We start from the raw sequence: 19751 nt of genomic DNA, 5'->3' as shown, positions 1-19751 counted from the left end.
TGACAATTCCGCTATATCACTATACCGTTTGGGGGCTTTATTCATAGGCTACCAGTGAAAGAAATTAATCTTATTCGGAGGTGTTTGCAATAATGCAAGCAAATAATTTATCTGGAGGTCAGGAACTCCTATGTATTAATACAGAGAAGGTATATGACTGGATTCTTAATGAAGCAACATTTGATTTAAATCTAATGGATTTGGAATTGCCGCTTAATCCAAATACTGGGGAGCAATTAACATGTGAGGATATCGATATCGATACGGTAACATGTACAGTTACGCCTGCTGCTATGGAGCCAATTGTCATTTTGGATCGAGTAGATCAGGAGTTAGTCATTGATGGCACGGAGGTAACCTTACAACTGGTAAACATTCGTAAAAACTTTGAAGTAACTGTTTTTGTTGATCTAATACCAGAACTTGGAGGAGGGACAGTAGAGGTAACGGAGGCAGAATTCACTCGTTGTGAACAAGTGATTCTTTGTGCACCAGAAGGAACAGATATTGATGTAAGTTACACAGATTTAGATTGCTTTGTATGTACAGCTTGTTGTGACGATACAATGGATCCTAATGAGCTTGATGTCACGCTTACTGTTCGTTTATGTCAAAGCATTCAATCAACATTTGATGTGACACTTGAAATTGTTGCTGAATTCTGTGAACCGAGAGATATGCTTCCAATTCCTCCATGCCCTGCACCAACAATTCCGCCGCAGTGTCCAGTAGTGTTTCCAAACAATGATGATGGCGAATAACGATTAAGTTTCCAGCATAGTTATAAAGAGAGGAGCAGCTCCTCTCTTTAACTTTTTTGGAGGTGATCGGAGTGGGGAGTATAGAAGAAGTAAAGCAGCTGATTACGAAATGGAAAGAAATGAATCATTCATACATGAAGGAAATAAAATGGTTGGCTTCCGAGGCAAAGAAAAATGTAGACTTACGCGTTATTAGTTATTTTACCTATTCCTTAAATGTTCAACATGAAATGGGATTCGATAATTTTGCACTTGGGTCTTATCATATTCAAAATGTGGGAGAGAAACCGTTAACTAATCTCTATATTTGTCTAAAGGTATCTCCTAATAATGTATTTGACTTTTCAGGAAAATATGTATATAAGGACTCAAAGCAGAAAATGAAATTAGCCAATGCATGGGAGCGAATAAATGACCCTACCGATAAACAAGAATTTTGGCTTAAGCCGATTCAATCACAAGCATTAAATCCAACAGAGACACTGTCATTCGCAAATTTTCAAGTGAAGTGGAATCCGCAATCCTCCTACACAGGAAGTATGATGGGATTCACTTATGGTGATGAAATCGAAGGTGGGATGGAGGCTCTTAACCATATAAATATTAGTGGTAAGGTAGAAGGGGATGATGAAAGTGAATAATCAAGAAATGCATACACATTTTAAACGATTTCTTCAACAATATATAAAAGAGAACATGGAAGAGTTAAGTGTAAACAGGGAGGATCAGAATAATAGCTTTATTTTTTTAGAAGATCGTACACTTCAATTGATCATAACGTATATGTTCATGAAACTAGATAGTGGCCTGTATAGGGGCGATAGGAATGAGAAAGCTGAATCAGCCAAGATCGATGAGATCATTTCCGAGCTTGATGTAGGATTGGCGGAAAGTAGAGAGGGGTTTGAAGAAGTTATTCGCGTTTTAAGGGAAGGGAGCTCATAAGAATGAGAGAGTTTTGTGTAATGGTAGATTTTACGATGAATATCTAACTTTTCTCCGTAAACGATCATTCATTTATTATATAACTAGCGGTAAAACCCCACAGATTAAAGTTTCACTTTATTCATCTTCCATTCTACCCCGTGTAGGTAACTACATACTTCAAATAAAGCAAAGCCAATACTATTTTCAATTGAAATACAAAATGCTATGGAATCCAGATCTATAGAAAAGTAATAGCAATGGTGAAAACCTACAGCTAAAGATGAATTTTAAGCAATCCAATTCAGCAACACTTAAGGAAACGTACTTGTTTAATGAATACGATTAGTAAAGGCATAAACAATAAATCCGTATTGTGATTTAATACAATTTTAGTAGTAAAACTTCTTATCCAAGTTAATTTGTGCTATTTTTATTATATCGCTATAATCCTAGTATATGATAGAATTATTGACCATATCCCTTGCCTCCAAAGCAACATTTTGAAATTGAAGGGATAGCTGTCAGTAATTAATTTAGTTTATTCAAGTCTATATGGATTTAGGTTATAAAGGCGTTGCCACCGATGTGGTGAAGTTTTTATCCCGCATATAACTGGCAGTAAGACAACACACTCCAAGCAAAAAGTGAAACCAATATGAGTAGATGTAGGGTCGACTGCCAGTAAATGTCTGATTGGTTCTAGGGCCTTTAGGTCATACCCTTGTGGTACGAACAATCAGTGGGGAATAAACAAAACCCCACTGATTGAAGTTTCACTTTATTTAAAGTTTTGTATGCAGGAAAGGACGGAGGAGAATGGTAAAGAAAAAGGTAGGTATCATATTTGGCGGAAAGTCTGCTGAGCATGAAGTATCCCTTCAATCAGCTAAAAATATTGTTGAGGCAATTGATAAAGGTAAATATGACGTAGTGCTAATTGGGATTGATAAAGAAGGGAAATGGCATTTAAATGATCAGTCATCCTATTTACTTCACGAAGAAAATCCAAAGCTTATTCAATTAAATAAATCGAACGATACCGTGGCTATAGTTCCTGGTGAACGAGATAACCAATTGATTCACGCATCAAATGCAATCCAAATTGATCAACTCGATGCAGTTTTTCCAATCGTTCACGGTACTTTAGGTGAAGATGGTAGTCTACAAGGAATGCTGAGATTAGCTAATATTCCTTTTGTTGGTTCCAGTGTATTAGGTTCTTCCGTTTGTATGGACAAGGATATAGCAAAGCGCCTTTTAAAGGCTGTAGGAATAAATGTAGCTAAAGGGCTTGTTTATTCCAAAGCTAAGAAACAGCAAATCTCTTATTCATATGCAGTAGAACAATTGAGTACGCCAATTTTCATCAAACCGGCTAATCAAGGTTCGTCTGTTGGGGTAAGTAAAGTAACAACAGAGGAAGAGTTTTATAAAGGGATCGAAGAAGCCTTCCAGTATGATCATAAAGTGATCTTGGAAGAAAATATTATTGGCAGGGAAATTGAATGCTCTGTCTTAGGAAATGCAGAACCAAAGGCTTCATTGCTAGGAGAAATCTTACCGCAATCCGAATTCTATTCCTATGAATCAAAATATATCGATGAAAAAGGGGCAGAATTAGCCATTCCTGCTGATGTACCTAAGGAAACGACAGAACGTGTGCAGGAAGTGGCGATAAGGGCATTTGAGGCACTGGCTTGTGAAGGGTTGGCTAGAGTTGATTTCTTCATAACCGAGGATGAAGAAATTTATGTGAATGAGGTGAATACATTACCAGGTTTCACGAAAATAAGTATGTATCCAAAGCTTTGGGAAGTAAGTGGGCTTCCATATAAGGAGTTAATTCATACATTAATTGAGCTTGCCATTGAACGGCATGAGCAGGATAACCAATTAAAGAGTACGAAATGGGATTAATAGGATGGTAGATGGGGATATCAAAAAAAGATATCTTAATATAGGCACTTCTTGTGGAGAGCAATGTATGAAGACACTGGAATAGCAGGATATTGCTCACGACAAGGGGAGGCTGAACCATTGTCGGTGAAACAAGCTGTATAGAAAAAAGGGCTGTCTTTTGCGACTGCCCTTTTTATGTTAGTATGTGGTGAATTTTTCTGCTATCGGTGTTCGTTCTTTGATAGCTGGTTTTTCATCAAAATAACCTAAATGAAGGAATCCGATGATCTTTTCATTTTCTTTCAGTTTTAATATATCCTTAACAGCTGGATCATAGATATGTGGGTTGGTTTTCCAAACGACGCCGAGCTGTTTTTCCCAAGCTAATAACCAAAAGTTCTGGATCATACAAGCAACGGCACCATAATTCTCTTCCCATTGCTTCTGTATTTCTGCTTCTTCCATGACAACCACCAAAATTGCATTTGGTTCATTCAAATAATCTTCCCGATTTTGTTGTTTTTCTTCAGGATAAGTGGAAGCAACTTTTTTTGCGAAGTCAGGCCGCCTATCTTGTCCAACAAAGATAAAGCGCCATGGCTGCCGCATGCCGTGGTTTGGAGCCCAGATAGCATCTTGGAGCAAAGCAAATACCGTTTCTTCTTTTACTTCTTCATGGTTATAGCCTTTTTTAACTGCGCGACGCTCCCGAATAACTTTGGCAAGCTGCGATTTAGTTGCAGTTAATTCCATGGTTTACATCTCCTTATAGTTGTGTTGCATTATTCTCAGTTAATTAATAATTATTTTCAGTTAAATTGTAGCCGATTAAAAGAAGAAAAGCAAATTAGCTCAAAAATTGCAGTATTTTGTTCAGTAATCAGTTTATCCCGCATATAACTGGAGACCTCCACTCCAAGCAAAAGTGAAACCAATGAAGTTCCACTTTATGAAGCCATCTTTTATACTTCAATGCGAAATAAGGCATGAACAATCATTATCATTTCTATTGGTTTTTCTTTGAATAAATATTTTTGCTCAGTCCTATTAGCTTTGTTTTCTAATCTGTTGTTTCGTTGCTAGAATATTTCTACTTGATACGAGAAACGTTTAACGCAATAATAGATAGTGAATTAAACAGCAAAGCTGTCGTTCATTGGAAAATATGTGAATTAATTCACAAAAATGGGAGGTCAGCATGAAAAATTTTCTGACGCGTAAAGGGGTTTCGCTATCTGGAAAAACGTATTTTATAACAGCGTTAAGTTATATGGCATTAGGTTTGTTTTCGTCTCTAATTATTGGGCTCATTATAAAAACAGCAGGAGAAAAGATTATTATTTTGGCTTCTCCTGATTTGGCAAATGCACTAATTGAGATGGGTAATTTTGCAATGGATACGAAAGTAATGGGAGGTGCTATAGGGGTAGCGATCGCCTATGGATTGAAAGCGCCACCGCTTGTTTTGTTCTCAGCATTATTCGCAGGTGCCTTTGGTGCCGAATTAGGAGGACCAGCTGGGAGTTATGTTACTGCGCTAATAGCTACAGAGTTTGGTAAAATGGTATATCAAGAAACGCGTGTAGATATTATAATAACACCTTTGGTAACAATTATATCTGGCTTTGCAGTTGGTACATTTATTGGTCCTGCTATCAATAAATTTATGGTAGGATTTGGCGAGATGATAAACTGGTCCACAGAACAGCAGCCGTTCATTATGGGAATCTTAGTAGCTGTGCTAATGGGACTTGCCTTAACGGCGCCCATATCATCAGCGGCGATTGCAATTATGCTATCTTTGGATGGTGTAGCGGCTGGAGCGGCAACGATTGGTTGCTCTGCCCAGATGGTCGGTTTTGCAATTGCTAGTTATCGGGATAACGGTTTTGGCGGAGTTATAGCTCAAGGAATTGGAACATCGATGCTGCAAGTTGCTAATATTTTAAAAAAACCAATTATCCTGTTGCCACCAACAATTGCTGGGGCAATACTCGCACCATTTGCTACGGTATGGTTAGAATTAACGAATAATCCTTCTGGAGCAGGGATGGGTACAAGCGGCTTTGTAGGTCAGATGATGACTTTTGAATCCATGGGCTTCTCCATGCATGTGGTTTGGAGTGTCATTGTTTTACATATTATAGCCCCAGCTTTTATCAGTCTACTGAGTGCTGAATACCTAAGAAAGAAGGGTTTGATTAAACCTGGTGATATGAAGATTACGTATGAATAGATTCAAAGAATAAATAGGTTTTAGAGGCTAGTTATTGTAATTCAAGCTTGTTTTGGCTATTAAATTTATCGCCACATATGACTGGCAGTAAGCCCCCGGTCAAGCAATAAAGAGAAACCGAAATGGGAAGTGTGGAACAACTGCCAGTAAATGTCCGATTGGTTCGGGCCTACATGGAAGTAGGTCACAAAGGCGTTGCCACAGGACGTGGCGAATGAAGCCTTTGTACGTATTTGTTTCAGTAAAAACCGGATGGAAGCTTCACTGTACATGAGATTTGATAAATCACATGTTTAGTTTTACACAACGTTTTTGCAAAGGGGGATTACAATGAATCCATTATTGAAAGAGGCAGTGAAACAAGCAGGAGATGAAAGTTCTATCTATAAGATTAAGCGCGTAGCAGGTGGGTCTATCAATGAGAGCTATTTTGTAAAAACAGATCGAAACAACTATTTTATTAAATATCATCCAAATGCCCCAAACCGTTTTTTTGAGCTGGAAGCCAAGGGTCTTCAATTGATAAAGGATACAAATACCATTGATGTACCAAAAGTAATTGCTTATTCCGATCAACAAGAGAGAGCATACTTAGTATTGGAGTGGGTTAGTGGGCAAGAACATAAGGATACGGAAAGACTATTGGGTGAACGATTAGCAAGCATGCATTGTCATAAAGGAGACAAGCATGGGTTCTCTAGTAATACTTATGTGGGAACACTCTCGCAAGTAAATGGCCTTTATACAAGTTGGCAAGCGTATTATCGAGAATGCCGTTTATATAGCCAACTAGAACTGGGGATACTGCGAAATCAAATTACCGGTAAACGAAGAAGACAGTTGAATAAATTAATAGATAAATTAGATTTGTTTGTTCCCGATCATGTTACTCCATCTTATTTACACGGTGATTTATGGGGAGGGAATTGGATTGTAGGAAGTAATGGAGCTCCATTCTTAATTGACCCTTCGTTCTTATTTGGGGACAGGCATTTTGAATTAGCATTTACTGAGCTATTCGGCGGGTTTTCGAATTCATTTTACCAAGCTTACGAGGAAAGATTCCCAGTGAGTAGTTATTATGAGGATTGTAAAGCCATTTATCAACTTTATTATTTACTTGTTCATTTAAATATTTTTGGAGAAATGTATGGTCCTCATGTAGATACGATCTTAAACAAATTCGTTGGTTGATTTGGAGGAGCTGCATCATGACATTTTATGATGTTCTTGTATTTATTCATGTTTTTTCTGCTATTTTAGGTTTAGGTCCTAGTTTTTTTAAAAGTTAAGAAAGTATAAAATCAGTGCAATGACTGCGTTAAGCCAAGTAGTTATTTTGAAATGTTTGATGTATATTGGCAATGCTCCGACTAATTACTTCGCTTTCCGCGGGCACGGCTTCAACTAACTTTGCAAAGAAGAACACGTTGCAAAGTGGATTTTCGACTCGCGCTAATCCCGCAGGAGTCTACGTAATTCGTCTCCGCTATGAGAAGGTGCAACAATTCTTGTCATAAGTAATAGGTTGACTTTTTTTACAATGGGTAAAGTGAAAATCGTTATCCGTGAGTATAAAAGCAGCTGTGTTACTTCATGCTAGCGTTGTACAGCCTGATAATAGCGAAGGCCGGCCATTTCAACTCCTGTGGGAAATGTTTGACCTGAAGATCCACTTTTTTGAGCGGGTTTTGCTAAAAAAGTTAGCTGAAGGACAAACCCCACGGAAAGGGAAGTGGGCAGCCGGAGTGGTGGTCAAGCAAGCAGTAGCTATTATTCCATAATAGCTACTAGAGGAAGCGTAAATCTGAGCATTTAGTGATAAGGACTGAGCGAATTTTACTCCGTTTTTCTAATGATATCGGTTGTTTCAAGGGCAAAGACCATGGAAGAGCTACGCCATGCCTATGAAATTAGAAGTATGTTGCATCGGTTCGTGATGATAGGCGGTACGCTTTTGTTAACAACAGGCCTCATAATGGGAGTAATTAGGCCATATTTATTTTCGCAAAGCTGGTATGTGTTGAGCCTTGTTCTTTTTATAGTTGGATTAGCATTTGGACCGCTTGTATTATCTCCTTGCTCTAAACCAATTAAAGCATTGCTGGATACATATGTGGGTGTAGCTATACCTCCTGTGTATCAAGAGCTATCGAGAAAGTTATTTTTCTTTGAAAGAATCGAAAATATCTTTTTTCTACTAATCATTGTCCTGATGATTGTAAAACCATTCTAAATCGAACATGGCAACATCAGCTCGGAGAGAGAAACGAATCTTTCTTCTAGAAGAAAAGGATATTTGCTTTCTATGGAAACATTTCAGCTTCCTCAGGAGTAAAACCTGCTCGTTGTGCGAGCTAACGCTGTTGCTGTAACTGGTTTAAGTCGACAGTTCATTTTATCCCACATATAACAGGAAGCAAGACCCCCACTGATTGAAGTTTCAATGTATAGGTGGCTTAACAAGCTTTGATAGGCAAATAATGAAAAAGGCTGAAAATCGTAAAGACCGGGTGAAGCAGGTGTTAAGATATGTTTAAGAATTGAAAAAAAGGGAAATATCTATTGCAAAGTGTAGGTAATTTATGCTATATTCAATAAAATTTATCCTGCATGCTTATTTATAAAAGGTGGGGATAGATTCAAATAAATTTAGAAAGGAGAATGATCTAATGAGAAATGTCACATTAGAAGATGTATTTACACACCCCGTAACACAAAGATATTTAAAACGATCAGGTATCGCTCATGCTATTTCCGTAGCGGAATATGCATTTATGCTTGCTAAAAAACATGATGTGAATCCTGATCACGCAACAAAAGCGGCTTTACTACATGATATTGGTCATTACACGTGGTATCGTGAGGGGAAATGGGATTATGAGCTTTATAAAGAAAATGATATTCATGCTATCAAAGGTGCAAGTCGTGCGCATAAGCTTTTAATTCGAATTGGAGAAGATCGCCAAGCAGCAAAAGAGATTGCTGTAGCTATATTACTTCATACGGATTCGTATCTTCCTAAAGGGGAGTTGCAATTAAAACCACTACAGCAAGTAGTGAACATGGCTGATGAAGCAGATGAAGAAATTGGTGGTAATCATCACTATAAGGTGATAGAGGACCACGTTGCATTAGAACGTATCCGTGTTTTAGATATGCAAATAGATGAATATGTAAATAAAAACCAGACAAAAGAAATTGTCTGATTTTCTCTTTAATTCCTCATTACAATCTTCGTGCAACCCTTCCTTGGGAGTCCTTCCTTCCCCTGCAACCTTGATTAATTCGATAAATATTCCTCTAAAGTTAAGTCATTATTCATTATGTCTTCGGCTGCTTTTTTGCCTACATAACGAATGTGCCATGGCTCGTATTGGTAGTGGGTTATTGCTTCTTTACCTTCTGGATAACGAATAATAAACCCAAAGTGAGCAGCATGTTCTTTTAGCCACTTGCCTTCATCTGTTTCTCCGAATTCGATGATCAATTGATAGTTTACATCAGGACTTGTTACATCCATTGTTAAACCAGTTTGATGTTCACTTTCACCAGGACGAGCACTGAAATTATTAGCAGCTTCTTCACCATGTTCATTCACATTTGCTGTAAAAATCGACACTTGTCTATCATAGGAACGATATCCTGATTGGGCAAATAAATCAAGTCCTGCTTTATCAGCGGCGTGGAATAGCTTCTCTAAAGAAGATGCAGCAATTTCACGCATCTGCTTCTTGGGTAGGTCTTCTGTAAATGGGAATCGAACATCCGGAATCACGAGATCTTCAGGTATATAATCTTCGGGGAGGGCATGTTCTTTATTTACTAATGCCAGTTGTTCATAAGGATTAGCTAATATTTCTGAACCATGCTTTGTTGCTGCAGGCTCTGCTTTAAATGGCAACCCTTCTCCCGGAACATATTCCTTCGAATCTTGCAGAAGCGAATGAACAACTTCAGCTGTATCCTCTGAATAAATACCAGTTATAGGTAATGATTCATGCTGTAATTGGATATCTGTAATTGCCCATATCGTAGATTCATCAAATTTTCCAGTATTTTTAATATCATAGCCGATGGCACTTAAGACTTTTTGTAAAGCTTTAACAGACTCACCGCTGTCTTTCTTTTGCATTTCAGTTTTTGGAACCTGTAAAGTTCCACTATCGGATTTCTTCGGTTGCTCCTTAGCCTGTGTCGCTGTATCTTCTTCATTTGATTTCTCTTTGTCATCATTAGTACATGCTGTAATTACTAACGATATAATTAGCAGTGCACTAATAATTATAAATGTCTTTCGTTTCATGATGCTTTTCTCTCCCTGCATGATAGTTTACTGCTTGTTCTAAAACAAGGCAATAGCCTTGAGGTTGTCTCATAAGGATGGTCTATAGATTAATTACAATAACGCTTTTTATACCGATGGTACGAAAGGAATTATTCCATTTTCATATTGTACAACTTTGCAATTTAACTAACCTATATTTTCTCATAAATGATAAGAATTCGCCAATACAAATGATAATATATTCATAGAATGCAGATAGGCACAATTTACAACAGACTTTCATATAAATACATGAGGTGAAGAGGAAAGCGAGTGTACTATCATGAAAGATCTACTTGTTTCAGCAGCAACAAGATATTATTTATATACCATGATCTTATTTTGGTGTGCACTGATCGTCGTTTCTAGTGTGTATGTCAGTACCCCACTATCGCATACATTTTCCATGTATTTTCATATTTTATTAAGTGAGGCAGCGTGGATAAGTAGTAGTTTTTCTATGTTTTATGCAATCGGCTTCTTGTTTTTTACACCTTTTACGAATCGAATTGGTGAAAAACAAATGATTGTCTTTGGTTTAGTTATGCTTACAATATGTACAGTATCGATTGGTTATAGCGATAATTTTCAAACACTCTTAGTTCTTAGAGCTTTACAGGGATTCTTTGCAGCTACGTTTGCGCCAACAGCACTTTCTTATGTCTTTGAAGTTTTTCCACCAAGCAAACGGATAATGGTTATTGGTTATATTAGTTTTGGATATGTACTAGCTGGAATTATTGGACAATCGTTATCTGATGTTATTAATCAAACGCTTGATTGGCATGCTGTATTCTATTTTTTTGCTTGTATTTATGGTCTAAGTGCAATACTGGTAGCTTGGTTACTGCCTGCAACGTCTCCATCCAAAAAAGACGGTATGATGAAGAAATATATCAAGCAGCTATCACGTATTTTTAGGCGGAAGCAATTATTATATTGTTACTTGATAACAATTATGCTGCTACTAACATTTCTGGGTATGTATACCGTATTAGGAGACTATTTACGGTCCTCTCCTTATCATCTCACTACTCAGGAGGTATTTTATGTGCGGGTACTTGGTGTGATTGGTATGCTATGCTCTCCATTTGCTGTTAAGGCTGTAAAAATTATTGGGGAACTAGCTATGTTACGCTGTAGCTTAGCAATGGCCAGCTCGGGATTACTGTTGTTGTCTCTTAGTAACCATTTGATAGTAACTATATTAACAAGTATCTGGTATGTTGCTGGAATATCTTTTACCTTCCCTATAATTATGATGATTATCGGGAACCTTGGTGGGAAGGAACGTGCAGCTGCTTCTTCGATGTATGCTTTTATCCTATTTGTAGGTGCTTCGCTAGGTCCCATCATTTCACTAAAGTTATTAGAGATAGGCGGATATATACTTACATTCCTTATACTGTCGTGCTGCTTACTTATTGCATTAGGTGCGGGATTTCTATTGAAAATATCAAGACCAAAAGCGTAAGCACCCGATTAGAAACGTAGCGACTGTCAACGGAGATAAAGGAAGCATGGGCTAATTTTATAATTTCCTAGACTATAAAAAAAGCCAGTTACCATGTAATGGACCTGGCTAATTATCGCTATCGTTTAACGTTGTTCGAAAAGTTTACAGATTTCAATAATCGTTTTTGTTGATTGAACCATATTATCCACTGAAACATATTCAAATTTCCCATGGAAATTCTCTCCTCCAGTAAAGATATTTGGTGTAGGTAAACCCATGTAGGATAGCTGAGATCCATCGGTACCTCCACGGATTGGTTCCACAATTGGTTTAATGTTAAGGTTTTCCATTGCCTGGTAGGCAATATCAACAATCTCTTTGACAGGTTCAATTTTTTCTCGCATATTATAATATTGGTCTTCCATCTCTATAGTAATGCATGCTTGACCATATTTTTTCTTCATTTCCTTCGTGAACGTTCTGACCATATCTTTTCTTTGTTGAAATTTTTCTTTATCAAAATCTCGTATAATATAAGTTACTTCTGCTGCTTCAACATCACCATTGACTGCAATGAGATGAAAGAAGCCTTCATAGTTTTCGGTGTGTTCAGGTGCCTCTGCCTCTGGGAACTTACTTATAAATTCAGCGGCCATTTTTCCGGCGTTTTTCATTTTATCTTTAGCTGTTCCTGGATGAACACTATTGCCTTTGAAGGTAATTCGTGCTTCAGCAGCATGAAAGCTTTCATATTGTAATTCGCCTAAAGGACCACCATCTATCGTATAGGCATAGGTTGCGTCAAATCGTTCAACATCGAATTTTTCTGGTCCCTTGCCAATCTCTTCATCAGGAGTAAACCCTACACGGATTCTACCGTGTTTGATTTCAGGATGTTGAATCAGATAATCCATCGCAGTCATAATTTCTGCAATTCCTGCTTTATTATCAGCACCTAATAACGTAGTACCGTCTGTCGTAATGATAGTATGTCCCTTGTAGTTAGGAAGCTCAGGGAAATCTTTTGCAGATAATACAATATCTAGTTCTGGATTTAATAAAATGTCTTTACCATCAAAGGATTCAATTACTTGTGGGTTCACATTTTTTCCAGTGAAGTCAGTAGCAGTATCTATATGTGCTAGGAAGCCAATCGTAGGAATATCTTTATCAGTGTTTGCTGGTAATGTAGCCATTACATATCCGAAATCATCAACCATTACGTCAACCATTCCGATCTGTCTAAGCTCTTCGACTAATTGTTTTGCAAGTACCAACTGTCCTTGAGTAGAAGGTGTTTGACCCGTCCCCGCTTTAGATTGTGTATCCATTTTTACATAGGTTGTAAAACGTTGTATTAACTCTTCCTTCATCTCGAATTTTCATCTCCTATTTAACAAGATAACCAAAGCTAATGTCGAAATATGGTTGTTTCTAATTAGTGTTCTTATTATTATAGCTTATTCATTAATTTTTTCTAAATAAAAACTTTTTTGATTATGTGCTAAAGGAGAGTATATCACCGTTAGAAAGGGATATGGACGATAGTTGCTTTACGGAAATAATGGGTAGGAATACAAAGTAAGATCGTTTAAAATAAAAATAATACGTGGTAATTTATCCCGCATATAACTGGCAGTAAGCTCCCACTTTAAGTAATAAGGTGAAGCTAATATAGGATAAGTGGGGCTCAACTGCCAGTAAATGTCCGATTGGTTCGGGCCTACATGGAAGTAGGTCACAAAGGCGTTGCCACAGGACGTGGCGAATGAAGCCTTTGTACGCATTTGTTTTAGTAAAAACGGATGGAAGTTTCACTTTATTCTATGCTTACAATTAAAATACATCTTATTTCAGAATGGAGGGTCTAGAGTTGTCTTATGTAATCAGTATCCAGCGTTTGAAACATCGTTTGAATAATAGTCAGGATAATACCGTAATTATTGACACACGTTTTGATCTAATGAATTCGGATGCAGGTAGAAAAGCTTACTTAACTGATCATATTCCTGAAGCAGTGTATATGGATTTGGAGAAGGATCTATCTGGAAAAAAACAAAAGCATGGTGGAAATCATCCGCTGCCAGATGTTGAGATGTTGTCAGCTAAAATTGGGAAAATTGGTATCGATCATACGACGACAGTTATTATTTATGATCAGAAAAATGATATGTTTGCTGCTAGAGCATGGTGGTTATTTCATTATTTGGGACATGAAAAAGTGTATGTGTTAGATGGTGGTTATGAGCGATGGAAGGAAGAAGGAAATGAGACGACAGATGTTATCCCTCAGTTAACGGAAAAACAGTTTATCCCTAACATTCGATCTGACCAAACAGTTGATATGGAAACGGTGAAAGAAAAAGTGATGAGTAAATCAGCCGTGCTTATCGACTCACGTTCTAAAGATCGTTATTTAGGTGATAGTGAACCTCTCTATGCAAGAGCAGGGCATATTCCTGGAGCAGAGAACTATTTTTGGAAGGATGTGCTTTCGGCAGATGGAAAATGGAAAAATAAAGAAAGCTTAGAAAAGCAATTTGCCAATATAGCAAAGGACGAAGAAGTAATAGTTTCTTGTGGGTCGGGAGTATCCGCTTGTCCAAACATACTTGCCTTGAAATCGCTTGGTTATAAAAATGTAAAATTGTATCCAGGAAGCTTCAGTGATTGGATATCATATGAAAAAAATGAAGTTGCGATAGGAGAAGAATCATGAACAAATGTCGTTGTGAATGGGTAACCGATGATGATATATATATCCACTATCATGATAATGAATGGGGCAAGCCAGTATATGATGATAAAAAATTATTTGAGATGCTTAGTTTAGAGGGGGCACAGGCTGGCTTAAGTTGGATAACTATATTAAAAAGGCGTGAAAATTACTTGGCAGCATTCGATGAGTTTGATCCTGTCAAAGTAAGTGCGTATAATGAATCGAAAATAAATGATTTAATAGAGAATGAAGGCATTATTAGGAATAAGCGAAAAGTTAATTCGGTTGTAACAAATGCCCAAGCTTTTCTTGAAGTGCAAAAAGAGTTTGGAAGTTTTAGTAACTATATTTGGTCATTTGTTCAAGGTGAGCCTTTAATAAATAACTGGAAAGAACATAAAGATGTTCCTGCTACTACGAGGGAATCGGAACAAATGAGTAAAGACTTAAAACGTCGTGGCTTCAGCTTTGTAGGTCCAACTATTTGTTATGCCTTCATGCAAGCAACTGGGATGGTAAATGATCATACGAAGGATTGCTTTCTTTATCAAGGGAAGTAAATAAAATGCAACAAAAAATCGCTTCAACCTTTACTGAAGCGATTTTTTATAGTTTTAGCGTGTTGAGCCGTGTCCAGTTCCAGCACCCAGAAACTAGGCGACTTCACGAATCGCCCTAAGCTAAGTCATCATCGGCTCGCAAGCTCACCGTGATTCCTTTCTCTCGCTCTAGTCGCTACGTTTCTAATCGGGCGCTTGCGCTTTGTTCTAAGTTAAGAAAGTATAAAATCAGTGCAATGACTGCGTTAAGCCAAGTAGTTATTTTGAAATGTTTGATGTATATTGGCAATGCTCCGACTAATTACTTCGCTTTCCGCGGGCACGGCCTCAACTAACTTTGCAAAGAAGAACACGTTGCAAAGTTAGCTGAAGGACAAACCCCACGGAAAGGGAAGTGGGCAGCCGGAGTGGTGGTCAAGCAGTAGCTATTATTCCATAATAGCTACTATAGGAAGCGTAAATCTGAGCATTTAGTGATAAGGACTGAGCGAATTTTGCTCCGTTTTTCTTAGCTTATCCTTGTCTATCCCGCATATAATTGGCAGTAAAATCCCACTGATTGCTAGTCAAACTTTATAGTTTAAACGTATTTATTTCTTCATTTAATTTTTCAGCTAGTTCTGCTAGCTCATTTGCATTAGAAGATACTTCTTCCATAGAACTAGATGTTTGTTGGGCGGATGCGGCAGCCTGTTCCACGCCAGCAGCAGATTCTTCGGAGACAGAGGCAATCTCTTCAATTAGCTGATTCATATCTACGCTATTTGCTGCAATTTCCTTTAAATTTTCAGAAATTGTATTTATCTTATTTGTCATATCTCTCACTGCATGATTGATGGTAGTAAAGTTCTTACCAGTAGTTTCAATTTGTGTAGTTCCTTCTTTTACTTCATGATAGCCACTATTTAATGACCCAACCACTTGGGTGGTTTCTGATTGGATATTTTGAACAATCGTAGTTATTTCTCCAACTGATGATGCAACTTGCTCGGATAGCCTACGTACCTCATCAGCTACAACTGCGAATCCTTTTCCGTGTTCACCAGCTCTAGCTGCTTCTATGGCAGCGTTTAAGGATAGCAAGTTCGTTTGATCTGCAATATCTTTAATAACAAGAACTAGCTTGGAAATCTCGTTTGACTGATGATCGAGCCCTTGGACTTTTTCTACTGCTTCCGCAACAATCGAGTCTATTTGCTTCATTTGTGATACGGATTGTTTCATCAGTTCTGTACCTTCAGAAGTTAACTGTTGAACTTTCTGAGAGCTTTGCATCACTTCTTGACCATTTGCTTCTGATGATTGAACTTTTCGTACAAAATCATTCATATTTTCCGATAAATCGCCTGCACTTGTTGCCTGTGTCTCCGCACCTGAGGACAGTTCTTCCATTGTGGATGCAATTTGATTACTTCCTTCTCTTACCTCGTTAGCTGATTGAGTCAATTCCTCACTGCGAGATGAGACAGAATTGGAAGCGTTTTGAACTTTGAAAAGGATCCCTTTAATATTGTCCTTCATTTGATTAACTGACTGTGCAAGTTGCCCGATCTCGTCTTTTCCTTGATAATTCATCGATGTGGCTTGGAGGTTTCCATTTGCTACTTCTGAAGTAATTTTTACAACGTTGCTCAAATGGAGGGATGTCTTCTTACTAATTAGAATCATAAGTAAAATTCCAACGATAATAGCTGTTAAATTGGCTATCATTAATACTATTGTACTATAATTCATTGTTTCTGAAGCTTGATTCACAGATGTTTCTTGTTCTTGGCGAACGATCTTGCTTAAATCATTAACGAGCTGGATTGTTTCTGTTCGTAGTCTTGTTGAATAAGAGCGTAATGAATTTGCCATCGTATCTTCTCCACTTTGTACGGAAGCAACCATCTCATTAAAAAACGTATCATTTATACTAGCATCATTTTCTACAATCTTTTTAAATATTTCTTTTTGCTTGTTTGTTTTCATCGTGGGTTTAATTTTCTTAACAAGTGCATCAAATTCCGCTTGGTATTCTTTGAACATGTTTACATATTTATAATCCTCGGAAAGTAAATAGTCCGCAATTTGTACATCTTTTCCTTGGATCAGAGAAGATAGCTGAGTCATCTCGTTCACACGTATACTTTGCTCGCTGATTTGATCCATATTCTTTTGTCCTTTCGTTAATTGTACATAAACGATCGTGGTTGCAGCGATAAACAGAGCCGCTGTTATAAGAAAAATAGCTACATACTTTTGACCTATTTTTACATTTTTCCAATTAATAGGGCTTTTGTTCTTTTGTTTAATTGTCTTTTCTTTCTTTTGTTTTACTTTAGGTTTTATTTTTTTGACCTTATTTTTCTTCATATATATCCCCCAGTTATATTAAGAAAAGCATTTTCTTTCATTATCGACATAAAAGAACTGAGTATGAAGTACTATTTAAAATTTTTTAACATTTGCTTCATTTAATGCGTATCATGTAAAATGTGAAATTGTGGTTTGAATTGAAATAACTATAAATACAGGTGATATATATGAACTATTCAGCTTTTTTAACCGTGGAGAAGGATAAAAATGAATTAAAGCAAGAGCTAGACTCATTAGAAGTCCAATTATTTCGCATGCAAAATAGTATAAAAGAAATAGCTAAAAAGTCTGACGTTATTAGTATTGACCAAACACAAGATGACAATTGGGTTATCATTTATGCAGATAAACAATCAAATTCTTTCCAAATTATGCTCCATGAATGTACCAAGCCTTTTCGAGGTAATTGGGATTCAGCTATTCAAGCAGAATATAAAAATACAAGTACCCTTCATATTTCAGATATAAAAGGGGAACAGAACAAGGGATTTGGCTCTGTATTAATGAGGCATTTAAAGGAAATAGCTAGAGATGAGAATAAGCAGTACATCACTGGTGACATTGTTCAGCGGGATTTTGATCATGTAAATCGGCTGAAGCATTTTTATAGTAAACATTATTTTGATGTGAAAATAGATTATCAAGAACAATATGGTGAAATACTTTGGATTAATAATTGATGCTGTTCCGTAAAAACGGAGCAGTTTTTTTGAAATAAACACAGTTTGTAATAACAGGACAAACACCTAATGAATAAGATAGTCAATAGAAACAATGAGACTATATTCATGGGGTCTTGCTAATTTCTATGAATAGTAGTTACTTGAATTGGGAGCGTATATACAAATGCAAATTCATGTGATTAAACGAAATGATACATTATGGAACATTGCGGAGCGTTATGGTTCTGATTATCGACAAATAGCTGTATTAAATCAATTGAATAATCCAAATATATTAGTGATTGGGCAAGCACTTGTCATTCCAGATCCACGTAGAGAATATGTTGTGCAGTCTGGAGATACATTGTGGATGATAGCCCAACGATATCAAATACCTGTACAGGAGATTGCGGCAGTCAATCAAATAACAGACCCTAATTTGTTATTTGTAGGACAGATGTTAGAAATACCTTATTATCCATATATCGTACAGCTTGGAGATTCGTTATGGGAAATAGCCCAACAGACTGGTGTTACAGTTAATGAATTAATGAGGATGAATGCAATTACCAATCCATCGCTTATTTATCCAGGTCAAGTATTAAAAATTCCTCAACCATCCAGGCCGGTTAAAGAAATAAATGCATATGCTACAAAAACGGGAGCACAAGGTGCTCAGGAAATATTGGCCTATGGAAGGCTACTAACGTACGTAACACCATTTACGTATAGTATTCGATCAGATGGTACGATTACCGAGCTAAACGATTTACCTATTCTTGAAGCGGCAGAGGCAACAAATGTGCTGCCACTTTTAGTATTAACAAATTTCGTTGAAGGGGACTTTGACTCTGATTTAGCAGCAACATTATTACGGAGCCCTGAGTTACAAGAGAAGTTAATAACGATTCTATTAGAAGAAATGCAAGAAAAAGGATATCAAGGAGTAAATTTTGATTTTGAATATGTTTATCCTGAGGATCGAGAGAACTATAACAACTTTTTACGGCGTGTTGTAGCTCGCCTTCATCCTAATGGATATCTGGTTACTACGGCTCTTGCTCCCAAAATTAGAAGTGATCAAGAAGGATTGCTCTATGAGGCTCATGATTATAAAACACAGGGAGAAATTGTTGATTTTATTGTGCTCATGACTTATGAATGGGGATGGGCAGGAGGAAGACCATTAGCGATAGCGCCAATTAATGAGGTACGTAAGGTACTAGATTATGCAATTACAGTCATACCTCGTGATAAAATTATGATGGGAATACCGTTGTATGGAAGAGACTGGAAAATTCCGTGGCAAGAAGGTACTGTAGCTCGAACAGTTAGTTCACAAGAAGCCATCCAACTAGCTGCAACTTATGGAGCGGAGATCCAATATAATGATACCTATCAATCACCATACTTCCGTTATACGGCTGGAGATGGTCAGCAGCATGAAGTATGGTTTGAGGATGCAAGAAGTATCCAAGCAAAATACGATACACTAAGAGATTATGATATAAGAGGGGCTAGTTACTGGGTATTAGGTATTCCATTTCCCCAAAATTGGGCTGTTTTGCAAAATAACTTTATCGTAAAAAAAGGTGACGTTTAGCATTGACACCTTTCTGAATTTTTAAGTATACTAGACATAATTAAAAAGGAGGTGGGTTAGATGAATCATACTGGTAGTGTAACGAAGATTAAAGAATATCTTTGGTTTCGTTATGCGATTTTTTCCGGAAATGTTGCTTGAGGGATAAGTATGCCCTTTTTTACTACAACATTAGGAAAAATACCAGTAAGAGACATCTACCTACAAGCGGATTCGTATGGAAAATCGTTGGCTTCCTCTGAA

General features: G+C 37.2%; 18 protein-coding genes. 14 read left to right on the top strand and 4 right to left on the bottom strand.

Annotated elements, in window-relative coordinates:
• The first annotated feature begins 92 nt into the window (after window positions 1-92).
• The 4 genes from ABDZ84_RS04190 (at window position 93) to ddlA (ending at window position 3605) form a co-directional block, all read left to right on the top strand.
• A complete protein-coding gene (locus ABDZ84_RS04190; protein WP_026682398.1) occupies window positions 93-761 on the top strand; it encodes a BMQ_0737 family morphogenetic spore coat protein in 669 nt (222 codons plus the stop codon).
• Window positions 762-832: 71 nt separating this feature from the next.
• Window positions 833-1402, top strand: a complete 570-nt coding sequence (locus ABDZ84_RS04185; protein ID WP_051388411.1) for a hypothetical protein — start codon at window positions 833-835, stop codon at window positions 1400-1402.
• On the top strand, window positions 1395-1706 hold the full coding sequence (locus ABDZ84_RS04180) for a hypothetical protein (protein WP_152525446.1): 312 nt from the start codon (window positions 1395-1397) through the stop codon (window positions 1704-1706). Before ABDZ84_RS04185 ends, ABDZ84_RS04180 begins: the two co-directional genes overlap by 8 nt.
• Window positions 1707-2504: 798 nt before the next feature.
• On the top strand, window positions 2505-3605 hold the full coding sequence (gene ddlA, locus ABDZ84_RS04175) for a D-alanine--D-alanine ligase (RefSeq protein ID WP_343780271.1): 1101 nt from the start codon (window positions 2505-2507) through the stop codon (window positions 3603-3605).
• A 180-nt stretch (window positions 3606-3785) separates the two neighbouring features.
• Here the strand turns inward: ddlA and ABDZ84_RS04170 are convergent, their stop codons facing one another.
• Window positions 3786-4340: a nitroreductase family protein gene (locus ABDZ84_RS04170; RefSeq protein WP_343780269.1), complete on the bottom strand. Its 555-nt coding sequence runs from the start codon at window positions 4338-4340 to the stop codon at window positions 3786-3788.
• A 445-nt stretch (window positions 4341-4785) separates the two neighbouring features.
• On the opposite strand from ABDZ84_RS04170, the gene ABDZ84_RS04165 reads away from it, so the two are divergent.
• From ABDZ84_RS04165 to ABDZ84_RS04145, 5 genes are all read left to right on the top strand, one after another.
• Window positions 4786-5823, top strand: a complete 1038-nt coding sequence (locus tag ABDZ84_RS04165) for a PTS sugar transporter subunit IIC (protein ID WP_026682403.1) — start codon at window positions 4786-4788, stop codon at window positions 5821-5823.
• Between the two features lie 330 nt (window positions 5824-6153).
• Window positions 6154-7017 (top strand): fructosamine kinase family protein, encoded by an 864-nt coding sequence (locus ABDZ84_RS04160; RefSeq protein WP_321134490.1) that lies wholly within the window; start codon window positions 6154-6156, stop codon window positions 7015-7017.
• Between the two features lie 374 nt (window positions 7018-7391).
• A complete protein-coding gene (locus tag ABDZ84_RS04155) occupies window positions 7392-7607 on the top strand; it encodes a hypothetical protein (protein ID WP_343780264.1) in 216 nt (71 codons plus the stop codon).
• A 71-nt stretch (window positions 7608-7678) separates the two neighbouring features.
• On the top strand, window positions 7679-8059 hold the full coding sequence (locus ABDZ84_RS04150; RefSeq protein WP_321134405.1) for a DUF2269 family protein: 381 nt from the start codon (window positions 7679-7681) through the stop codon (window positions 8057-8059).
• Window positions 8060-8495: 436 nt separating this feature from the next.
• The gene (locus ABDZ84_RS04145) at window positions 8496-9032 is read left to right on the top strand and encodes an HD domain-containing protein (protein ID WP_026682405.1); all 537 of its coding nucleotides are present in this window, start codon (window positions 8496-8498) and stop codon (window positions 9030-9032) included.
• A 74-nt stretch (window positions 9033-9106) separates the two neighbouring features.
• Here the strand turns inward: ABDZ84_RS04145 and ABDZ84_RS04140 are convergent, their stop codons facing one another.
• Complete coding sequence (locus ABDZ84_RS04140; RefSeq protein WP_121604474.1) at window positions 9107-10129, bottom strand: D-alanyl-D-alanine carboxypeptidase family protein; 1023 nt, start codon at window positions 10127-10129, stop codon at window positions 9107-9109.
• A gap of 304 nt (window positions 10130-10433) precedes the next feature.
• On the opposite strand from ABDZ84_RS04140, the gene ABDZ84_RS04135 reads away from it, so the two are divergent.
• The gene (locus ABDZ84_RS04135; protein ID WP_205389529.1) at window positions 10434-11624 is read left to right on the top strand and encodes an MFS transporter; all 1191 of its coding nucleotides are present in this window, start codon (window positions 10434-10436) and stop codon (window positions 11622-11624) included.
• Between the two features lie 125 nt (window positions 11625-11749).
• On the opposite strand, the gene pepT is transcribed toward ABDZ84_RS04135, so the two are convergent.
• The gene (gene pepT, locus ABDZ84_RS04130; RefSeq protein WP_343780255.1) at window positions 11750-12979 is read right to left on the bottom strand and encodes a peptidase T; all 1230 of its coding nucleotides are present in this window, start codon (window positions 12977-12979) and stop codon (window positions 11750-11752) included.
• Window positions 12980-13479: 500 nt separating this feature from the next.
• Here pepT and ABDZ84_RS04125 point away from each other — a divergent pair, with 500 nt between their 5' ends.
• On the top strand, window positions 13480-14325 hold the full coding sequence (locus tag ABDZ84_RS04125; protein WP_026682409.1) for a sulfurtransferase: 846 nt from the start codon (window positions 13480-13482) through the stop codon (window positions 14323-14325).
• A complete protein-coding gene (locus ABDZ84_RS04120; RefSeq protein WP_026682410.1) occupies window positions 14322-14885 on the top strand; it encodes a DNA-3-methyladenine glycosylase I in 564 nt (187 codons plus the stop codon). Before ABDZ84_RS04125 ends, ABDZ84_RS04120 begins: the two co-directional genes overlap by 4 nt.
• 573 nt (window positions 14886-15458) lie before the next feature.
• On the opposite strand, the gene ABDZ84_RS04115 is transcribed toward ABDZ84_RS04120, so the two are convergent.
• The gene (locus ABDZ84_RS04115) at window positions 15459-17240 is read right to left on the bottom strand and encodes a methyl-accepting chemotaxis protein (RefSeq protein ID WP_121604479.1); all 1782 of its coding nucleotides are present in this window, start codon (window positions 17238-17240) and stop codon (window positions 15459-15461) included.
• Window positions 17241-17410: 170 nt separating this feature from the next.
• On the opposite strand from ABDZ84_RS04115, the gene ABDZ84_RS04110 reads away from it, so the two are divergent.
• Entirely contained in the window at window positions 17411-17923 is a 513-nt protein-coding gene (locus ABDZ84_RS04110) for a GNAT family N-acetyltransferase (protein WP_121604480.1), read from the top strand.
• A 166-nt stretch (window positions 17924-18089) separates the two neighbouring features.
• Entirely contained in the window at window positions 18090-19508 is a 1419-nt protein-coding gene (locus ABDZ84_RS04105; RefSeq protein WP_343780250.1) for a glycoside hydrolase family 18 protein, read from the top strand.
• Window positions 19509-19751: the final 243 nt, after the last annotated feature.

It is taken from the genome of Virgibacillus salarius (genome assembly GCF_039521925.1).
GTDB lineage: Bacteria > Bacillota > Bacilli > Bacillales > Amphibacillaceae > Virgibacillus > Virgibacillus salarius.
Note: the sequence above shows the minus strand (reverse complement) of the source record. Positions and strands in the feature narration are given on the sequence as shown.